General features: G+C 58.0%; 12 protein-coding genes and 1 pseudogene. 8 read left to right on the forward strand and 5 right to left on the reverse strand.

Translation table 11 applies throughout. The features are described 5' to 3' along the window. Positions 1-25: 25 nt before the first annotated feature. Complete coding sequence (locus HX846_RS07550) at positions 26-1,162, reverse strand: FAD-binding oxidoreductase (protein ID WP_177020478.1); 1,137 nt, start codon at positions 1,160-1,162, stop codon at positions 26-28. Between the two features lie 254 nt (positions 1,163-1,416). Between HX846_RS07550 and HX846_RS07555 the strand changes: the two genes are divergently transcribed. Continuing rightward, positions 1,417-2,442: a hypothetical protein gene (locus HX846_RS07555; protein ID WP_087692829.1), complete on the forward strand. Its 1,026-nt coding sequence runs from the start codon at positions 1,417-1,419 to the stop codon at positions 2,440-2,442. Between the two features lie 46 nt (positions 2,443-2,488). Further along, positions 2,489-7,261, forward strand: coding sequence for an RHS repeat domain-containing protein (locus HX846_RS07560; RefSeq protein ID WP_178965201.1), 4,773 nt, complete (start codon positions 2,489-2,491; stop codon positions 7,259-7,261). Between the two features lie 11 nt (positions 7,262-7,272). Here HX846_RS07560 and rhlB read toward each other — a convergent pair whose 3' ends face one another. Further along, complete coding sequence (rhlB, locus tag HX846_RS07565) at positions 7,273-8,760, reverse strand: ATP-dependent RNA helicase RhlB (protein ID WP_032899430.1); 1,488 nt, start codon at positions 8,758-8,760, stop codon at positions 7,273-7,275. A 96-nt stretch (positions 8,761-8,856) separates the two neighbouring features. Beyond that, positions 8,857-9,513, reverse strand: coding sequence for an alpha/beta hydrolase (locus HX846_RS07570; RefSeq protein WP_003216319.1), 657 nt, complete (start codon positions 9,511-9,513; stop codon positions 8,857-8,859). Between the two features lie 347 nt (positions 9,514-9,860). On the opposite strand from HX846_RS07570, the gene HX846_RS07575 reads away from it, so the two are divergent. The 4 genes from HX846_RS07575 to HX846_RS07590 all read left to right on the forward strand — a co-directional run bounded on the left by HX846_RS07575 (position 9,861) and on the right by HX846_RS07590 (position 14,029). Beyond that, positions 9,861-10,892, forward strand: a complete 1,032-nt coding sequence (locus HX846_RS07575) for an amino acid ABC transporter substrate-binding protein (RefSeq protein ID WP_003216321.1) — start codon at positions 9,861-9,863, stop codon at positions 10,890-10,892. 72 nt (positions 10,893-10,964) lie between these two features. Then, complete coding sequence (locus HX846_RS07580; protein WP_003216323.1) at positions 10,965-12,146, forward strand: amino acid ABC transporter permease; 1,182 nt, start codon at positions 10,965-10,967, stop codon at positions 12,144-12,146. Positions 12,147-12,156: 10 nt separating this feature from the next. After that, entirely contained in the window at positions 12,157-13,254 is a 1,098-nt protein-coding gene (locus HX846_RS07585) for an amino acid ABC transporter permease (RefSeq protein ID WP_003216325.1), read from the forward strand. Positions 13,255-13,264: 10 nt separating this feature from the next. After that, positions 13,265-14,029, forward strand: a complete 765-nt coding sequence (locus tag HX846_RS07590) for an amino acid ABC transporter ATP-binding protein (protein WP_003171943.1) — start codon at positions 13,265-13,267, stop codon at positions 14,027-14,029. 61 nt (positions 14,030-14,090) lie between these two features. On the opposite strand, the gene HX846_RS07595 is transcribed toward HX846_RS07590, so the two are convergent. Next, positions 14,091-14,573: a type II toxin-antitoxin system MqsA family antitoxin gene (locus HX846_RS07595; protein ID WP_003216327.1), complete on the reverse strand. Its 483-nt coding sequence runs from the start codon at positions 14,571-14,573 to the stop codon at positions 14,091-14,093. Positions 14,574-14,620: 47 nt separating this feature from the next. After that, complete coding sequence (locus HX846_RS07600) at positions 14,621-14,881, reverse strand: type II toxin-antitoxin system MqsR family toxin (protein ID WP_178965202.1); 261 nt, start codon at positions 14,879-14,881, stop codon at positions 14,621-14,623. 159 nt (positions 14,882-15,040) lie between these two features. On the opposite strand from HX846_RS07600, the gene HX846_RS07605 reads away from it, so the two are divergent. Together HX846_RS07605 and HX846_RS07610 are read left to right on the forward strand one after the other, a co-directional pair. Continuing rightward, positions 15,041-15,700, forward strand: a complete 660-nt coding sequence (locus HX846_RS07605) for a FadR/GntR family transcriptional regulator (protein ID WP_003216331.1) — start codon at positions 15,041-15,043, stop codon at positions 15,698-15,700. Next, positions 15,690-16,030 (forward strand): annotated as a pseudogene (locus HX846_RS07610) (cyanate transporter); the annotation flags it as partial. The gene HX846_RS07605 and the pseudogene HX846_RS07610, both read left to right, overlap by 11 nt.

A 16,030-nucleotide genomic window follows, 5' to 3' on the forward strand; every position in this document is an offset into this window, starting at 1 on the left:
ACAGCAAGCTCCCCCGCCACACAGGTCAGGTCGAGGTTTGCAGCCGGTGGGGCGACAGCATCGCTTCGGTCAACCCGAACGCCGCCAATGCATCCGGCAACGGCTTGCCGCGCACCAGCGCCGCACTGGCCTGGCCCATCGCCGGAGACGTCTGGATCCCGTAGCCGCCCTGAGCCGCAATCCAGAACAATCCCTCCACCTGTGGATCGAACCCGCAGACCAGATCACCATCGCTGACGAAACTGCGCAGCCCGGCCCAGGTCCGCGCAGGCCGGCGGATGCTCAGGGTGGTGGCTTCCTCGATGTGATAGATGCCCGTGGCGATGTCCAGCTCTTCCGGTTGCACGTCGTGGGGCTCCACCGGGTCGGCATTGGCCGGTGAGCCGAGGAACATGCCGGCGTCGGGTTTCATATAGAACGAACCGTCGAGGGCCGCCAGCTCCGGCCATGCGTGGATGTTCAGCTCGGCGGGTGGAGAGAAGACGAACGCGCTGCGACGTTTGGGTTGCAGGCCGATTTTCTGAGCGCCGGCCAACTCGCCGATATGGTCGGCCCAGGCGCCGGCGGCGTTGATGATCACCGGGGCGCTGAAGTGTTGTTGGGCCGTGCGCACTTGCCACAGTCCCTGACCGTCGCGGGTCAGTTTCTGCACCTCACTGTCGGTGTGGATTTCTCCGCCATTGCGCCGAATGCCGCGCAGGTAACCTTGATAGAGCGCATCGGTATCGATGTCACACACGGTCGGGTCGTAGATACCGCCATGGACTTTTTCCCGGCGCAGGATCGGCATCATGGACATCGACTCCTCGACGTCGAGCAGTCGCGTTTCTGGCACAAGGGCTTTGGCACTCAGGTACTGGCGCTGCAACTCACCGGGGTCGCCAATCAAGTCCACCAGCAATTCGCCCCGTGGGGTGAGCAAGGGGTGTTCGGCAAAGCCTGCGGGCGGCTGATCGAAGAAGGCGCGGCTGCCCAGCGTCAGTGCGCGGACCTGGGGCGTGCCATAGGCGGCGATGTACAGGGCGGCGGAACGGCCGGTGGAGTGGTAACCCGGCATCGACTCGCGTTCCAGCACGATGACGCGGGCATGGTGTGACAGCCAGTAGCCGGCGGATGCGCCGGCGATGCCACCGCCGATGATGAGGTAGTCGGCCTGGTTCATGTGTTCCTCCTGGATTTGAAAATGCTGAAACCAAATGTGCAGGCTTGCTTGCTCCTCCACAAGCCCGCTTTCACATTTATATTCAGCCTGGCGATAAAGCAGGAAATCGCTATTTCCTTTTGACCTGAAAATTCCGGAAAAACTGTTATTTCTAACAGTAGGCGGTCCCTTCTATAAAGCGCTTACTTGCATCAGGCCGGTACAAGATGTGGCGTTGATGATAACTGTTCTCTATGTTGGATAAGGAGAAGGAAATGAAAGCGGAAGATCCCAATGTTCGTTTAAAAACGTTTGATATTGAATTTCCTCGCGATGGTGGCAATGTAGTTAATAATGAGGTGTATCTGGGTGGCAAACAGCAATGTCAAGTCAATATAATTGTCCAAAAGGAGAGGAGAAACGCTGAAGGTATATGGGAGCTGGCAGCCTTTGAGGCGACGGAGCTTGAAAGTGCCACGGTGGTTGAGTATTCCACAAACCCAGAAGCGACAATTCCGGCCGGATGGTATTGTGATACAAAAAGGAACGAATTTAACATGGGTCGGTGGTCGGGGGTGCTTGAGGAACCCAGCATGGCTACAGCCCCTTCTAACCCTATTATTCAGCCGATGCCCGGTATTGGTCCGCTCGAAAATGAGAAGCGATACCTGAGGTGTGATCTGAGATCAAGTGGTAATCAGCAGTTTATGGCAAAAATTACGGTGGGACGTAAAACATATACAACTAATATGGAGAGAGATAATGTTAATTATCAATCATCTGTCACTGTTAAGTGTCAAGAGCCCTATACATTGTCTGCTGAGCGGCTCGATCATTGGGCTGATACCGACGCCTTTTCAGTGCAGGGTGTGGATGTGGATATTTATTATTGGACGCCCCCCCTTGGGTTGAGATTTGTCGAGAATATACCTCCGACTGATCCCGTAAAATTAAAAGATTCATCTGTTCAGGGGGATCACTTTGATATTTACTACACTCGGGACATTGGGCACGGTATTAGACAGATCGGCGGTGTCATACGGGGTAATACTGTTGGAAACATCACAATGAATAGCCTGCTGAAAAAATCTTCAGGGGGAAATGACCCAATTCCTGCGAACAAGCGCAATACCATCATGCGTGCTGCGCGAGTCAAGGCCTGGTTGGATAACCCCAACACCGATCAACAAGGGGCCAGTATTTGGACAATGGTCGATAGTTATGGCTGCTCGCATCACTATTACCTGACCGAGACCGACAATTACAATGTGATGGTGCTGCGCGCCACTTCAAAACCCTGACGTTCCAGGCATTTCATCCCCTCTCCAAGTGCGAAGCGGTGGACCTATGGACATCTATTCGAACGCGTTTAATTTCAGTGCCCACCTCGGCGGTTCGGTTGACCTGCGTACCGGGCAGTATGGGTGTCTGATTCGTTTGGCAGTCTTGAGCCCAAAAGGGCCGTTAGAGGTCAGTCGAGAGATTGCCTTGGCGTTCTCGATGATGGATACCCGCAACAGTGGCTACGGTAAAGGCTGGAGCTTGTCGAATACCGAATTTGACCCGAACAGCTTCAAGCTTACGCTACTCAACGGTGAACAATATCTAACCCAAGGGCTGCCCTCCGTAGGGGACAATGCTGTTATTACCGACCATAAGTTGAAGGACCTCACCATAAAACGGGTTGCGCAAAATACGCTGCACGTAATTTACAAGGATGGCACTGTCGAAATCCTGCGTCCCCTCAGCATTCCCGGTCCCTATAAGATCAGTGCTATCCAGTTCGAAAATGGCGAGCGGCTGAGCTTCCGGTATGGCGGTAATAACTTATTGCAGAGCATTGTTGACGATAAAGAAACCGACCTGTTGATGCTGAAGTATTCCGCCGGATCGCTGGTAACCGCCGATACACTAATTGATGGTAATCGTTATGCCCGTACGCGATTTGAATATACTCATATCGACAACCAACTGACCAAGGTCACGGTTCCTTATGACCTGGCCGGGCCAGTCGCAAGTGAGGCCTATTCGTTTCAGTACCTCAGGTTGCCTGACGCAATGGTGGCTATTTCGCAGGTTATGACACCCATGGGGGGGCAAGAGATAATTCGGTATAACCCCAATGGGCTTCAATACGATGCCCGTTTGTATATTCCGGTCGTCACCCACTGGGAGCAAAACCCTGGGCGCGGGCAGCCCCCTGTCGTCCGCTCCTATAACTACAGTCCCAACCGTAACTTCACGGGATATCCTCTGAATGGCGGATTCCGCCAGGGCCAGGATAATTTGTATCGGGTGGATAGCGAGTACGCTTATTGGGCGGAAGAAACTTACGTTGATAATAATGGCAAGCCCCTGCGGTCTACCCGCGCCACTTATAATCGTTTTCACCTGATGACTGAGGAATTAATGCTAGCCAATGGCAGCCAGGTCAAAACCGAGACTGTCTACAATGAAGTTCGGGGCGTCCAGTTTCCAAATCAGCCCGCCAATCTCCAACTTCCGAGCCGCATCACCAAGACCTTTGAGCTGTATCCCCAGGGTGGCAACCCCCCAAGGGCGGAAGTGGTCAGTATTACCACCGATGACTTCGGCAACGAACTAAGCCGCACCGAGGCCTCCGGCGTACGCACCGAATACACTTATTACCCGGTGACCGGCGAGCCTCGAAGATGCCCTGCCGACCCCCATGGACTCTTTCAACGTTACCTGAAGCTGGAAAAGCTTTTCCCGGCCAGATCGACCACTGCGGCTCGGACCACTGAACATTCCCACACCGACGTCTCGATAACGGGGGGCGGCTACTTCGTCATGCCGCTTGCCATCAACCTTGAAGGGGGCACCCATACGTCTTATACCTATCATTCTGTGGCCGCCAACCCCGCCCTGCATGGTCGCTTGAAAAGCTCCACGACGACGATCGACAAACTCTCTCTGGTCTCCGATTTCACCTGCACCTTCAATGGCGACTCGATCACCGAAGTCCGGAGCTTGAAGGGGCGTGAGCCTGGTCAATGGCTCGAGTCCGCGCGCACGTGGTCACTGACCAATCAGCGTCTGCTCGACATGACACGTGATGCCGTCGGCAGCCTGGCGATGACGTACGATGTCAGTGGGCGGCTGACATCGGAAACCGCCGCGCCAGCCACGCTCCAGATGGCCCGACGTCGTTATGCCTATCACTTTTCGGCCGGGGCCAAGATGGCCCATTTGGTCACCACGGACGCACAAGGCACCGTGCTCTTTACGTATTTCGATGGCATGGGACGCCAGCTCTCTGCTGCACAATCGCTTGATGGTATTGCAGGCAATGACAGGCTCCTGGGGGACTGGGGGTACGACGCACTTGGGCGGCTCGTGAAGCAAACCCGTCTGGATTATCTGGGGGATGGGCCGCGTACGTTGAAAACCAGTCACGCCTATAACATTTGGGGCAATCCGTGGACGGTAACTCAACCCGATGGTCGGGTACTGATCGACGAGTATGACCCGCTCCTCAATCGCAGGGTGACGGGGGTACAAGGTGGGGCGCAACTGGAAACCTGGTTCAACGAACACAATCAGCCGGCGCGGGTTGAGCGGGTGAGCGCTGGCGGTGCACGCATCGTGGTGGAAACCCGGACTTATGACGGGCTGGGCCGCTGCACGGAGCGCGTCGATGCCAGGAAGACCCGGACTGAATACACCTATGACATTTTTGATCGTGTGGTGCGCAGCCTGGAAACCCCTTCCGACGGAACGCCACCCCGTGAGACGTTGACGACGTATGCGCTTGGCACCAGCGAGCCAATGGTGCGCACCCTCACCGTAGACAGCAAGCTGGTTGGCACGCGTGAATACGACAGTCTGGACCGCGTCATTTCCCAGGCGCGCGGCAGCGCAACAGCCACGACCTGGGAGTACAAGCCCAACCAGGTTGCGCCAGTGGCGGTGACTTCGCCGCGCGGTGATCGTCAAGAGTACGGTCATGATCCTGAGCTGGAGACATTAACGAGCGTCAAGATGGCAGGGCATGCACCGATAGACCTTGAGTACGACCCCATCAGTGGAGCGATGCGACAATCACTCACCGCCGGGCTCAAGCATGAGATGAGTTACGACGAGAACGGCTATCTCGCCAAGGAAGTCCAGACGCTGGGCAGCCAGCCCTTGACTAGCCTGACGAGTTATTCGCCGGGTGGGCGGCTGTTGCGGCACTCCGCGGCGGATGGGCAGCACAGTGACCTCGTATATGACCAGTTCGGACGCCTCCAACAGACCACCACCGGTTTCGTCCGCATGATCCGGACTTACGATAGTCTGGGCCGCCTTTCGGCGCGAACCCTCAATTATCAAATGCGTCTTACCGACTCGGTGACCTTTGACGCATGGGGGCGTGAGTCGGAACGCAAGCTGGAACAGGACGGTGCGCTACTGCAGAACATTGTCAGCACCTATTACGACGATGGCCTGCTGGCCACTCGCACGTTGAAAGACGCGAATGACGCCGTGGTCACGGGCGAGACGTTCACTTACGATGGTTATTCGCGACTCAAATCCTATGTGTGCGAGGGCACGCAATACCCGATGGATAAATTGGATCGGGCGATCAAGGAACAGCGTTTCAGTTATGACGGTCTCGATAATATGACTGAAGTGCGGACAACGTTTATCGATGGCAGTAGCGACCGCAGCGAGCGGTTTTTCCAGGGTAAGGACCCTGCCTGCCTGACGCACCTGACCCATACAAACCCGGTACGAAACCTGACCCTGAGCTATGACGCCGCCGGTAATTTGCAACAGGGCACCTTCGGTCGCGGTTTCACGTACAACGGTTTTGACCAGCTCACTGCTGTACAGACCGCCACAGACAAGTACAGCTACCAGTACGACGGCGAAGCACGCCAGGTGCTTGCTGCGCGAGGCAACGAAGCTCCCGTGATGCTGGCCTATGCCGGGGATCGGCTCGACACGCTGGCGCAGGTCAGCATGCGGGCACGTTACGTGCGCGACGGTGACCAGGTGGTGGCCTACCGAGATAGTGGTAATTACCAGAAACTACTGGTTCTTGACGGCGCTGGCAGCGTCCGCGGTGTGGTGGCACCGATCACGGACCAGGTGCGCCGGCATTACGCACCCTACGGTGACGCCAGGATCGAGTTGCGGGATGACGTGTCGCCCACGATGATGGAAATACAATTGCCCGCCTACAACGGCGAGCGGCTGGACGTACCGGTCAACCTCTATCACCTGGGTAATGGGCGCCGTGCCTATGACCCCGAACTGATGGTGTTTCTCTCTCCTGATCCCCTCAGTCCTTTTGACGAGGGCGGGATCAACAGCTACGCCTATTGTGGCGGTGACCCGGTGAATTGGTCGGACCCCAGCGGCCTCTTCAGTTTTCCAACATGGGCCAGGTGGGCACTGACCGGTGTTGCACTGGGCATGTCGGTGGTCACCGCTGGGCTTGCAACTGCGGGCTTGCTCGCTGCCATCGGCGCTCAAGCCGCTGCACTGACCATTGCCGGCAAGAGCGCGCTGTTGGTAGCCTCAGGCGCGGCCTCGGTAGGTGGGACGTTGGGGATTGCCGCACTGAGCGTTGAGGCGGTCGACAATCAGATGGGCTGGGATCGCTCCAGTCAAATCAACGTCCTGAACTGGGCATCGCTGACCTTTTCAGCGGTGGGTGTCGCGGCCAGTTTAGGGGGCGCAGGCATAGCGGCGACGGGCGCTTCCCGGGCGGTTGAAGTCGCCGCAAGCCCGGCGGTCCGAAGCTTCAGTCTATTGAGTTCCCAAGCAAGGGCCGGATTGCAGGCCGCTGGCAAGTTGCTGACCGGTGCTTCTTACAAGTTCTTCAATGACATTACGCTGCCAAGCCAAGCCTGGGGGGTGACGCGTTTTGGCTTGCGCGTGGTCAATCTGTACCGCTCGGTCGACGGTCGGATCAGAAAGCGCCAGCCGGCAGCGCCTATCGGGGGCGATGCAGAGAACTTGCAGCAGCCACTGGGGCAGCCGCAACCCCAGCCTCAGGCCCATCGCCTTGTCGATATGTCGGGCAGCAGCTTCACTTTCCATGAGGCCTTTTCGCAGGAGGCCTCGCGTGTTCGCCAACCCATCCTGGCCGAATGGAATTCGGCCTGAGGCTTTCCAGCTTAAGGGCGCTTGCGCTCCACCGGACGCAACAGATGCGTCGGCGGCGTTTCGCAGCTGATCTTGCGGCCCAGCAAGGTTTCGATTGACGGCAACTGGTACGAATCGTCTTCACCGGCAAAGCTGATGGACACGCCCGCCGCGCCCGCGCGGCCGGTACGGCCAATCCGGTGCACGTAGTCGTCCGGCACTTCCGGCAGGGTGAAGTTGATCACGTGGCTGATGCCATCGATGTGAATCCCGCGTCCGGCCACGTCGGTGGCCACCAGCACGCGAATCTTGCCTTCGCGGAAACCTTCCAGGGTCTTGATGCGCTTGTGCTGCGGCACGTCGCCGGACAGTTGCGCGGCATTCACGCCATCACGCACCAGGCGTTCTTCGATGCGGCGCACTTCGTCCTTGCGGTTGGCAAACACCATGACCCGCTCCCAACCGTTGTCGTTGACCAGGTTGTAGAGCAGCTTGTATTTGTCGGCACCGGCCACGGCATAGATATGCTGTTCGACGTTCTCGCTGGCGACGTTGAGTGCCTCGATCTCGACGATGGACGGGTCGGTGGTCCACTGCTTGGCGAGGTTCATCACGTCTTCGGTGAAGGTCGCGGAGAACAGCAGGGTCTGGCGCTCGTTTTTCGGCGGGGTCTGGCGAATGATCTGACGCACTTGCGGGATGAAACCCATGTCGAGCATGCGGTCGGCTTCGTCCAGCACCATCACTTCGACCATGTCCAGGTGCACGTCGCCGCGCTGGTTGAAGTCCAGCAAGCGCCCCGGCGTGGCCACCAGGATGTCGCAGTGGCGCGCTTCCAGGTGCTTGAGCTGCTTGTCGAAGTCCATCCCGCCAACAAACGTCATCACGTTGAGGCCGGTGTACTTGGTCAGGTCGGCGGCGTCCTTGGCGATCTGTACCACCAGCTCCCGGGTCGGGGCGATGATCAGGGCGCGGGGCTCACCCATATAGCGCTCTTTCGGCGGCGGGGTTTGCAGCAGCTGGGTGATGATCGAGATCAGGAAGGCGGCGGTCTTGCCGGTACCGGTCTGGGCGCGACCGATGGCGTCTTTGCCGGCGAGGGTGAAGCCCAATACTTGCGCCTGGATCGGCGTGCAGTACGGGAAACCCAGGTCCTGGATGGCGTGCATCAGTTCCGGGGCGAGTTTGAAATCATGAAAGCGGGTTTTGCCTTCCTGGGGTTCGACGGCGAAGTCTTCCAGTTTCCAGGGAATAACCACAGGTTTGGGCGCGCGTTCACGGCGCGGCTTTTCCTGGCGTGGCTCCTGGCGTGGTTGGTCGGCGGCTGGCTCTTCAGCGACGTTAACCGTGGCGGGTGTGGTCACCGGCTCTTTTTTTGGCGAGGCTACAGGTGCGGTCCGGCCAGGCTGCTGGCCGTCATTGCGGCTGCCTTGAACGTGGGCGGGGGCACTGGAACCTGGCGCGAGCTGCTCAGCCTCGCTTTTACCGAACATCTTCTTGAGTGCTTTGAGCACGGTCATCTCATCAATTGGTTAAGGAATGTACGCCGGCCAGTGTAATGCAAGAATCGGGCGCGGCGTAGTGCGTTGGTCATGCGGCTACACAATGGGTGGTTTTCAGCCCAGGCGGGCGGCCAACCAGTCACCGATATCGTGTATCTCCTGGGGTAACACTTCGTGGCCCATTGGGTATTCCTGCCATGCCACGGTGACACCGCGCGACTTCAAATGCTCATAGGCGCTGCGACCCATGGCGTTCTGCACCACGTCGTCGTATTGGCCATGCAGGCACAGCGCCGGAATCCGTTGCTGGCTGGCCGACAATTCAAGTTCGTCACCGAAGGTGGGAGCGTAGGTGGAAAGGGCAATCACGCCACCCAATGCGCCCTGCCATTTCAGGAAAGCGGTGTGGAACACCACGGCGCCACCCTGGGAAAAACCGGCGAGGAAAATCCGCGAGGCGTCTATCCCGCTGCTTTTTTGTTCCTTGATCAGGTCGGTAACCATTTTTGCCGAGGCTTCCAGCTCTTCAACACTGATGGAACGCGCCGGGCTCATGGCCTTGATGTCGTACCAGCTCGGCATCTCGTAGCCGCCATTGATGGTCACCGGGCGTGTCGGCGCCTGGGGCAGGACAAAGCGCGTCGACAGGAGTTTTTCCTGCAGGGCTTCGGCCACGGGCAGGAAGTCGTAGCGATCGGCACCCAGGCCATGCAACCAGATTACGCAGGCGTCTGCGGGCTTGGCGGGCTGAAGAATCAAGGGTTCGGTCATGTCTGCTCCATATATGTGCGTGCGCTCCGATTGAGTGCGTCGGAACGGTGCGCGACGGGTTGATCTGTTAAGAGAATGTCGCAAGGTTGAATCTTTTGCTCTTGACCATGGGCTGAAACGACTCAGCCATCAGTCTGGTACGGGGCTTGCTATGTGAAACCCGATGTCAAGGCTCACCCCAGGCGGTAACACTATCAGTGACTGGCGCCTGTGGGATAGCAACTGGACTTAAAGCAAAAACCTCATGCTGTTTGACCCCAAAAAAAGCCAACACGGGTCGATGTCGCCTCATAAGGGTGCGGTGGGGTTCGAGCGCAGGCACAACAAGAGCAAAACTGGAGGTTTGAATGAAGGTATTGAAATCCACCCTGGCCATCGTGACCGCGGCTACCGTACTGGGTGTCAGTGGTTTCGCCCAGGCTGGCGCCACTCTGGATGCCGTGCAGAAGAAAGGCTTTGTGCAGTGTGGCGTGAGCGACGGTCTGCCGGGCTTCTCGGTGCCGGACGCCAGCGGCAAGATCCTCGGGATCGACGCTGACGTGTGCCGTGCTGTTGCCGCTGCCGTATTCGGCGACGCAACCAAGGTCAAATTCAGCCAGTTGAATGCCAAGGAGCGTTTCACCGCGCTTCAGTCTGGCGAAGTCGACATCCTGTCGCGCAACACCACCATGACCAGCTCCCGCGATGCCGGCATGGGCCTGAAATTCCCGGGCTTCATCACCTACTACGACGGTGTTGGTTTCCTGGTGAACAACAAGCTGGGCGTGAAAAGTGCCAAGGAACTGGACGGTGCAACCATCTGCATCCAGGCCGGTACCACCACTGAGCTGAACGTTTCCGACTACTTCCGCGCCAACAACCTGAAGTACACCCCGATCACGTTCGACACCTCCGATGAAAGCGCCAAGTCGCTGGAATCCGGTCGTTGCGACGTACTGACCTCCGACAAGTCCCAGCTCTACGCACAGCGCAGCAAGCTGGCTTCGCCGAAAGACTACGTGGTACTGCCGGAAACCATTTCCAAAGAACCACTGGGCCCTGTCGTGCGTAACGGCGACGACGAGTGGCTGGCCATCGTGCGCTGGGTTGGCTACGCCATGCTCAACGCCGAAGAAGCCGGTATCACCTCCAAAAACGTCGAAGCTGAAGCCAAGTCCACCAAGAACCCGGACGTTGCCCGTCTGCTGGGTGCTGACGGCGAATACGGCAAAGACCTGAAAGTGAAGAAGGACTGGGTCGTACAGATCGTCAAGCAGGTCGGTAACTACGGCGAAGTGTTCGAGAAAAACCTCGGCAAGAGCACGCCTCTGGAAATCGATCGTGGCCTGAACGCTCTGTGGACCAACGGTGGCATTCAATACGCACCACCTGTGCGCTGATCGCTGATGGTTCTATCACCCGGTGGGCCAACCGCCGGGTGATGTTCTGTTCCATTATTTCTGGGGCACTTAATGCAAAATCAAATCGGCGCACCAAAACAGAAGCTCAGCTTCAGTGATCCAAAAGTGCGTGCGTGGCTATTCCAGATCATCACGATTGTGGCGGTGGTCTCGTTGGGCTGGTACCTGTTCAACAACACGCAAACCAACCTTCAACACCGGGGCATTACCTCGGGTTTCGACTTTCTTGAGCGCAGTGCCGGCTTCGGCATCGCTCAGCACCTGATCGACTACACCGAATCGGACAGCTATGCCCGGGTCTTTGTGATCGGTCTGCTCAACACCCTGCTGGTGACGGTGATCGGTGTGGTCCTGGCGACCATCCTCGGGTTCATCATCGGTGTGGCGCGCTTGTCGCCCAACTGGATGATCAACAAGCTGGCCACGGTGTATGTGGAAGTGTTCCGCAACATTCCACCGCTGCTGCAAATCCTGTTCTGGTACTTCGCGGTATTCCTGACGATGCCGGGGCCGCGCAACAGCCACAACTTCGGCGACACGTTCTTTGTCAGCAGCCGTGGCCTGAACATGCCCGCCGCGTTGATGGCGGAGGGTTTCTGGCCGTTTGTGATCAGCGTCGTGGTGGCAATCATCGCCATTGTGCTGATGGCCCGTTGGGCAAATAAACGCTTTGAAGCCACCGGTGTTCCGTTCCACAAGTTCTGGGCCGGCCTGGCGCTGTTGGTGGTGATCCCTGCGCTGTGCGCTTTGGTGTTCGGCGCGCCGCTGCACTGGGAAATGCCCAAGCTGCAAGGCTTCAACTTCGTCGGCGGCTGGGTACTGATTCCCGAGTTGCTGGCGCTGACCCTGGCCCTGACCGTGTATACCGCGGCGTTTATCGCCGAGATCGTGCGTTCAGGCATCAAGTCCGTCAGCCACGGCCAGACCGAAGCGGCGCGTTCCCTCGGGCTGCGCAACGGTCCGACCCTGCGCAAGGTGATCATCCCGCAAGCCCTGCGCGTGATCATTCCGCCGCTGACCAGCCAATACCTGAACCTGGCGAAAAACTCGTCACTGGCCGCCGGTATCGGTTACCCGGAAATGGTTTCGCTGTTTGCCGGCACGGTGCTCAACCAGACCGGCCAGGCCATCGAGGTTATTGCCATCACCATGAGCGTGTACCTGGCGATCAGCATCAGCATTTCCCTGCTGATGAACTGGTACAACAAGCGCATTGCGCTGATCGAGCGGTGAGGAAACCTGCATGAGTACGCATACTTTCAAACCTGATATGCCGCCACCGAACAAAGTGTTCGGGCCGATGGCATGGATGCGCGCCAACCTGTTTTCCAGCTGGCTCAACACCCTGCTGACATTGCTGGCGTTCTACCTGATCTACCTGGTCGTGCCGCCGATCCTGCACTGGGCGATCCTCGATGCAAACTGGGTCGGTACCACCCGCGCCGACTGCACCAAGGAGGGCGCCTGCTGGGTGTTTATCCAACAGCGCTTCGGGCAGTTCATGTACGGCTACTACCCCGGCGACCTGCGCTGGCGTGTCGACCTGACCGTGTGGTTGGCCATCGTGGGTGTGGCGCCGTTGTTCATCTCGCGCTTCACGCGCAAGGCGGTCTACGGCCTGAGCTTTTTGGTGGTGTACCCGATCGTTGCCTACTTCCTGCTGCACGGCGGGATCTTCGGCATGACCAACGTGGCCACCAGCCAGTGGGGCGGCTTGATGCTGACCCTGGTGATCGCCACCGTCGGCATTGCCGGGGCCTTGCCGCTGGGCATCGTGCTGGCGTTGGGTCGGCGTTCGAACATGCCGGCGATTCGTGTGGTCTGCGTGACCTTCATCGAGTTCTGGCGCGGCGTGCCGTTGATCACGGTGCTGTTCATGTCGTCGGTAATGTTGCCGCTGTTCCTGCCAGAAGGCATGGGCATCGACAAATTGCTGCGGGCCTTGATCGGCGTGATCCTGTTCCAGTCGGCCTATGTGGCCGAAGTGGTGCGCGGTGGCTTGCAGGCGATTCCCAAGGGCCAATACGAGGCTGCGGCCGCGATGGGCCTGGGTTACTGGCGCAGCATGGGCCTGGTGATTTTGCCCCAGGCACTGAAGATGGTGATCCCGGGCATCGTCAACACGTTTATCGCGTTGTTCAAGGACACTAGCCTGGTGATCATTATCGGCCTGTTCGACCTGCTCAACAGCGTCAAGCAAGCCGCCGCCGACCCGAAATGGTTGGGCATGGCCACTGAAGGCTACGTGTTCGCCGCCCTGGTGTTCTGGATTTTCTGTTTTGGTATGTCCCGCTATTCCATTCATTTGGAACACAAGCTGGACACAGGCCACAAGCGTTAGGAGTTTTGTGATGAGTGAAGCGATCAAACAGCCTGTGAGCCCTGAAGGCATTATTCAGATGCAGGGCGTCAACAAGTGGTACGGCCAGTTCCATGTGTTGAAAGACATCAACCTGAACGTCAAGCAGGGCGAACGTATCGTGCTGTGCGGCCCGTCGGGTTCCGGCAAGTCCACCACCATCCGCTGCCTCAACCGCCTGGAAGAGCACCAGCAGGGCCGCATCGTGGTCGATGGCGTGGAACTGACCAACGACCTCAAGCAGATCGAAGCGATCCGCCGCGAAGTCGGCATGGTGTTCCAGCACTTCAACCTGTTCCCGCACCTGACCATCCTGCAGAACTGCACGCTGGCCCCGATGTGGGTACGCAAGATGCCCAAGCGCAAGGCTGAAGAAATTGCCATGCACTACCTTGAGCGCGTGCGTATTCCGGAACAGGCCCACAAGTTTCCGGGGCAGTTGTCCGGCGGCCAGCAACAGCGCGTGGCGATTGCCCGTGCGCTGTGCATGAAGCCGAAAATCATGCTGTTCGATGAGCCGACCTCGGCGCTCGATCCGGAAATGGTGAAAGAGGTACTGGACACCATGATCGGCCTGGCGGAAGACGGCATGACCATGCTCTGCGTGACCCACGAAATGGGCTTTGCGCGCACCGTGGCCAACCGCGTGATCTTCATGGACAAGGGCGAGATCGTTGAACAGGCGGCGCCGAATGACTTCTTCGACAACCCGCAGAATGATCGGACCAAGTTGTTCCTGAGCCAGATTCTGCATTGATCGATGAGTGATGCTTGAAACAATAAACCCGGCCTGGTGCCGGGTTTATTTTTGCCATCAATCAAGTTGTCGTCAGGGTCTCGTGCTCTTTATGTACCGTATGCACGGAATTGCGAAGATCTGCGCCTTCACTCAGGATTTTTGCTTCGACCAGCAAGTGGGGGTGACGCTCAAGCAAACGCATCAGGACTACCAGGGATTTGGGGGGCAATACCTCACCGCGCTCGTAACGAGATAAGGCGTTGTGGCCGCCACCCGATAGCAGTTGTACCGTTTCTTTTTGTGAAAGGTGCAGTTTGCGGCGTATGCGCTTCATCTCGGTGCCGACCATCTGCCTGAAACTGTGAACGATTTCATCGCAGTGGTCTGAATAGCGTTCCGCGTCTTCGGGGTCCAGGATCACCTCTCCACATGCCTGGCACTCCCATCCAGACAGATCGTCTATACGGCGATGCAAACCTTTGACTTCCGATGTTTCGCTACGTCCTGAGAAGTGATGCATTCCGTCATGCCTGCCGCAGCTGAAGCATTGCTCTGTTTTCATGGGTTTTTCTCCTTGAAGGAGATCACCGGAGGTTTACCATCCGTGCGCTAGGTCACCTTGATGTAGATCTCCAGATCATGTGAGTGAATGTGATACACATCTTGCCAAACTCGATGGTCGTCATGAGTGGTCATCGACTTGTACAACATCGTGTTTTTCAACTCGAAAATGACCGCCTGCATTTGTTCGATGCTTAAATCAAGATCCTCGCCGCAACGGCGTGCGCTTTGAGTAAATGCTTGCTTTCCAAGCCGCCTGACATCCGCCTTTATCACCGCCAAATCGTAATGAGGTGTGTACTTTTCCATAAGACACCTGAGTCCAATAATTACCCTCTGAGGGTAATTTTACCAATCGAAAATACTGCTCCTTTGCCTGCCCAAGAACCCTAGTGCGTTGCCTTTGTAGGCAACTCCGAATAGGCTGTGGGAAAATTCATCCTATGATTGGATGAAAGGACGAAACCCATGACAGACATCGCCCCCCTGATCAAACGCTCCCTCGTCGATCAAGCCCTCGAACAGTTGCGCCAGCGCATCACCCAAGGCGTATGGGCCATCGGCGAACGCCTGCCCACCGAGCCCGAGTTGTCTGCCGAGTTGGGGATCAGCCGCAACACCGTGCGTGAAGCCATGCGCGTATTGGCATTCTCCGGGTTGATCGAGATCCGCCAGGGCGACGGCAGCTATTTGCGCTCCATGACCGACCCGCTGGGCGCGATGAAAGCCTTGTCCCACTGCACCCTGGCTCAGGCGCAGGAGACGCGGCAGATTCTTGAAGTCGAGGCAGTCGGCTTGGCCGCGTTGCGCCGCACCGATGAAGACCTGGTCGCTTTGCGCGCGGCCCTCAACGCCAGCGGCGACCATTACCACGGTGATCTTGAGCACTACATCAGCTGCGACCTGGTGTTCCACAAACGCCTGGTGGACGCGGCCCACAACCCGGCCTTGAGCGAGCTGTATCAGTACTTCTCGAGCATTGTCGGCGCGCAACTGCGCCAGACCCTGAATATCCAGCCGCGCCGGCAAGCGGTATTCGACCTGCACGGCGCCTTGCTCGATGCCGTGGAGCAACAGGACCCGGAACGCGCCAAGGCCCTGTCCCGGCAGTTGATCAATGAACCTTGAACCCGAGACCACCATGCCCCGTTCAGAAAATGCCCTTGATGAACTGCTGATCGACGCCGAAGCCGATGACGATGAGGTCCAGCACAGCCCGCCGGTGGTAAGCCGTCCGTGGTTGTTGCTGTTGGGCCTGATCCTGGTGGCGCTGAACCTGCGCCCGGCGTTGTCGAGCATGGCGCCGCTGCTCGCTGAGGTCTCCCACAGCCTGGGTCTCTCGGCGGCCAAGGCCGGGTTGCTGACGACGCTGCCCGTCTTGTGCCTGGGCCTGTTCGCGCCACTGGCTCCGATCCTGGCCCGACGTTTTGGCGCCGAGCGGGTGGTGCTGGGCATTCT

The sequence above is a fragment of the Pseudomonas sp. K5002 genome, from assembly GCF_013386655.1.
In the GTDB taxonomy this organism is placed as follows: Bacteria; Pseudomonadota; Gammaproteobacteria; order Pseudomonadales; family Pseudomonadaceae; genus Aquipseudomonas.

Excerpts from the sequence above, each read along its gene's own strand:
- HX846_RS07555 (WP_087692829.1), top strand. The coding sequence starts at position 1,417 with ATGAAAGCGGAAGATCCCAATGTTCGTTTAAAAACGTTTGATATTGAA.
- HX846_RS07585 (WP_003216325.1), top strand. The coding sequence starts at position 12,157 with ATGAGTACGCATACTTTCAAACCTGATATGCCGCCACCGAACAAAGTG.
- HX846_RS07560 (WP_178965201.1), top strand. The coding sequence starts at position 2,489 with ATGGACATCTATTCGAACGCGTTTAATTTCAGTGCCCACCTCGGCGGT.
- HX846_RS07600 (WP_178965202.1), bottom strand. The coding sequence starts at position 14,881 with ATGGAAAAGTACACACCTCATTACGATTTGGCGGTGATAAAGGCGGAT.
- rhlB (WP_032899430.1), bottom strand. The coding sequence starts at position 8,760 with ATGACCGTGCTCAAAGCACTCAAGAAGATGTTCGGTAAAAGCGAGGCT.
- HX846_RS07580 (WP_003216323.1), top strand. The coding sequence starts at position 10,965 with ATGCAAAATCAAATCGGCGCACCAAAACAGAAGCTCAGCTTCAGTGAT.
- HX846_RS07590 (WP_003171943.1), top strand. The coding sequence starts at position 13,265 with ATGAGTGAAGCGATCAAACAGCCTGTGAGCCCTGAAGGCATTATTCAG.
- HX846_RS07595 (WP_003216327.1), bottom strand. The coding sequence starts at position 14,573 with ATGAAAACAGAGCAATGCTTCAGCTGCGGCAGGCATGACGGAATGCAT.
- HX846_RS07575 (WP_003216321.1), top strand. The coding sequence starts at position 9,861 with ATGAAGGTATTGAAATCCACCCTGGCCATCGTGACCGCGGCTACCGTA.
- HX846_RS07570 (WP_003216319.1), bottom strand. The coding sequence starts at position 9,513 with ATGACCGAACCCTTGATTCTTCAGCCCGCCAAGCCCGCAGACGCCTGC.
- HX846_RS07605 (WP_003216331.1), top strand. The coding sequence starts at position 15,041 with ATGACAGACATCGCCCCCCTGATCAAACGCTCCCTCGTCGATCAAGCC.
- HX846_RS07550 (WP_177020478.1), bottom strand. The coding sequence starts at position 1,162 with ATGAACCAGGCCGACTACCTCATCATCGGCGGTGGCATCGCCGGCGCA.